At 71.0% G+C, this 2,537-nt stretch carries 4 protein-coding genes; 3 read left to right on the top strand and 1 reads right to left on the bottom strand.

The window, feature by feature from the left end; genetic code table 11:
* The 3 genes from G6024_RS13900 to G6024_RS13910 all read left to right on the top strand — a co-directional run.
* The coding region (locus tag G6024_RS13900) for a S1C family serine protease (protein WP_478213494.1) at nucleotides 1–1,101 on the top strand (1,101 nt) is incomplete at its 5' end.
* 53 nt (nucleotides 1,102–1,154) lie between these two features.
* The gene (locus tag G6024_RS13905; RefSeq protein ID WP_200841576.1) at nucleotides 1,155–1,673 is read left to right on the top strand and encodes a MogA/MoaB family molybdenum cofactor biosynthesis protein; all 519 of its coding nucleotides are present in this window, start codon (nucleotides 1,155–1,157) and stop codon (nucleotides 1,671–1,673) included.
* Nucleotides 1,670–1,819 (top strand): hypothetical protein, encoded by a 150-nt coding sequence (locus G6024_RS13910; protein ID WP_182640395.1) that lies wholly within the window; start codon nucleotides 1,670–1,672, stop codon nucleotides 1,817–1,819. The genes G6024_RS13905 and G6024_RS13910 overlap by 4 nt, the downstream gene beginning before the upstream one ends.
* Nucleotides 1,820–1,925: 106 nt before the next feature.
* Here G6024_RS13910 and mscL read toward each other — a convergent pair whose 3' ends face one another.
* Entirely contained in the window at nucleotides 1,926–2,354 is a 429-nt protein-coding gene (gene mscL / locus G6024_RS13915; RefSeq protein ID WP_067713269.1) for a large conductance mechanosensitive channel protein MscL, read from the bottom strand.
* Nucleotides 2,355–2,537: the final 183 nt, after the last annotated feature.

Consider the following 2,537-nt stretch of genomic DNA (forward strand, 5'->3'; position numbering starts at 1 on the left):
GGGCCGGGTGTGGAGCCCGGGACGCCGCAGGGCCAACGGAAGTCGGGCCGGGGCCTGCTCGCGGCCGGCATCGTGGCCGCCATGCTCGTCTCCGGTGGGCTCGGTGGGTGGATCGGTGCGACGGTCGCCGGTGGGTCCGCGGCGGGGTTGTCCTCGCCCATCAGCGCGACCCAGCCCGAGGGGACGGCGCCCGACGGCACCGTCGAGGCGGTGGCGGACAAGGTGCTGCCGAGCGTCGTGTCGATCGACGTGCGTTCCCAGACGGGCCGCGGCGAGGGGTCCGGGGTGGTGCTGACCGCCGACGGCCTCATCATCACCAACAGCCACGTCATCGGCGCAGCTCTCGCCGGGGGCCAGATCCAGGTGCGTTTCGACGACGGCTCCAAGGCTCCCGCGAGCGTCGTCGGCACGGACCCGGCCACCGACATCGCGGTCATCAAGGCGGAGACCTCCCGCCCGCTCACCCCCATCGCCCTGGGCACCTCGGCGACGTTGACCGAGGGACAGGCCGTGGCCGCGGTGGGGTCGCCACTGGGGTTGTCGGGTACCGTCACGACCGGCATCGTCTCCGCGCTGAACCGCCCGGTGCGGGCCGGCGGCGCCCAGTCGGACCAGAGCACGGTGATCGACGCCATCCAGACCGACGCCGCCGTGAACCCGGGCAACTCGGGCGGTGCGCTGGTCAACATGAACGGCGAACTGGTCGGGATCAACTCGGCCATCGCGTCGTTGGGATCGGGCAATTCGGGATCGATCGGCCTGGGCTTCGCCATCCCGGTGGACCAGGCCAGGCGGATCGCCGACCAGCTGATCAAGCAGCAGTACGCGACCCGCGCGGTGCTCGGGGTCTCGGTCAGCGACTCGCCGGAGGGCGACGGCGCGCTGGTGCGTGCCGTCGAGCCGGGGGGACCCGCCGAGCGTGCGGGGATCGAGCAGGGCGCGGTCATCACCGGGGTGGGGGAACGGCTCATCGAGGGCGGCGACGCGCTCGTCGCGGCCATCCGGTCCCAGGCGCCGGGGGACACCGTGACCGTCACCTATGCTTCTCGTGAGGGCGATTCGCCGAACACCGTAGACGTGATGCTGGGAGAGGCCAGATGAGCACCAGATTTGACCCGCGGGCTCTGCCCGGAGGCCGCAAGCTCCCCACCGGTATGGACTTCGACCCCGCGGCCGTCGAGCCGGTCGAGCCGCAGATCGCCGGACGCGCCATGGTCGTGGTGGTGACCGACCGCCTCAACGAGCGGGAGGACTCCATCGGTCCGCTGGTCACGGAGCTCCTCGAGGAGGAGGGGTTCCTCGTCGGTGGTGTCGTGGGCGTGGCGTCGGACGAGGCGGAGGTGCGCAAGGCCCTCGAGACGGCGGTGGTCGGTGGATTCGACTTCGTCGTGACGGTGGGGGGCACCGGGGTCGGTCCCCGGGACATCACGCCCGAGGTCACCGAGGAGATCCTCGACCAGCGACTGCCCGGCATCGCCGAGGCCATCCGGTCGTCGGGTCTCACGGCCGGCGCGGTGGACTCGATCGTCTCGCGCGGTTACGTGGGGGTGTCCGGAAGCACGGTGGTCGCCAACCTCGCGCCGAGCCGCGCGGCCATCCGCGACGGGATGGCGACCCTGTGCCCGCTCGTCTCGTACGTGGTGGCGCAGTTGTCCGCCTTCGACGAACTGTGACGGATCCGCGGCCGGTGGACTGGGCGCGACTCGACGAGGTGTTCGGGGAGATCCTGCCCGAGACGACCTCGGACGAGGCGCGCACCGCGGACAGTCGGATCGACGACGACTGGTGGCGCGATCAGCGTCCGCCGCATCACGGCTGACTCCACGGCGACGCAGCGCCACCTCCGGCAGACGCCGACGCCCCGCAGGCCATGACGGCGCCGACGGGGCGGGGGACGTAGACCGTGGAACGCGGACCGGAGTCGATCAGGCGTTGCTCGACGGGCTGTCCGGCTCGGACGGGTGCGTGAGCGGGCGGCCGGCGAGCAGGTCGCGGATCTCCACGAGGAGGTCGTTGTCCGATGCGGGGGCCTCGATGCCCTTGCGCTTGGCGGCGGCCTCCTTCATCTTGTTCATCGGCCCGACCAGGACGAAGTAGATGATGGCCGCGATCAGCAGGAAGTTGATGATCGCGGTGATGAGCATCCCGAAGTCCATGACCGTCTCGGGATTGCCGTCCAGGAGCTGGACGGCGAACCCGATCTCGCGGTCCCCACCGAGCAGCGCGATCAGCGGGTTGATGATCGCGCTGGTGAACGCGTCGACGATGGAGGCGAACGCGGTGCCGATCACGACGGCGACCGCCAGATCGATCACGTTGCCCTGCATGATGAATTCCTTGAAACCCTTGAGCATTCGTGGCGCCCCTTTCCCAGACGGGTCTTCTCACCGGATCCGGTGACGATACCAGCCGGCCGTGCCGCTTCAGGGCATCTCAACCGTGGACCACGACCGCCAGCGGGGTCCCGGCGGCCGTCGCGGCGAGGCGGGCGGCGTCGGCCGCGGGGACCTCGACGAGGAGGGATCGCGCGCCCGACC

Origin of the sequence: Dietzia maris (assembly GCF_014144855.1) — a bacterium.
Classification (GTDB): Bacteria; Actinomycetota; Actinomycetes; order Mycobacteriales; family Mycobacteriaceae; genus Dietzia; species Dietzia kunjamensis.

What these genes read in the sequence shown, in the direction of transcription:
- G6024_RS13905 (WP_200841576.1), top strand. Translation starts at nt 1,155, where the DNA reads ATGGACTTCGACCCCGCGGCCGTCGAGCCGGTCGAGCCGCAGATCGCC.
- mscL (WP_067713269.1), bottom strand. Translation starts at nt 2,354, where the DNA reads ATGCTCAAGGGTTTCAAGGAATTCATCATGCAGGGCAACGTGATCGAT.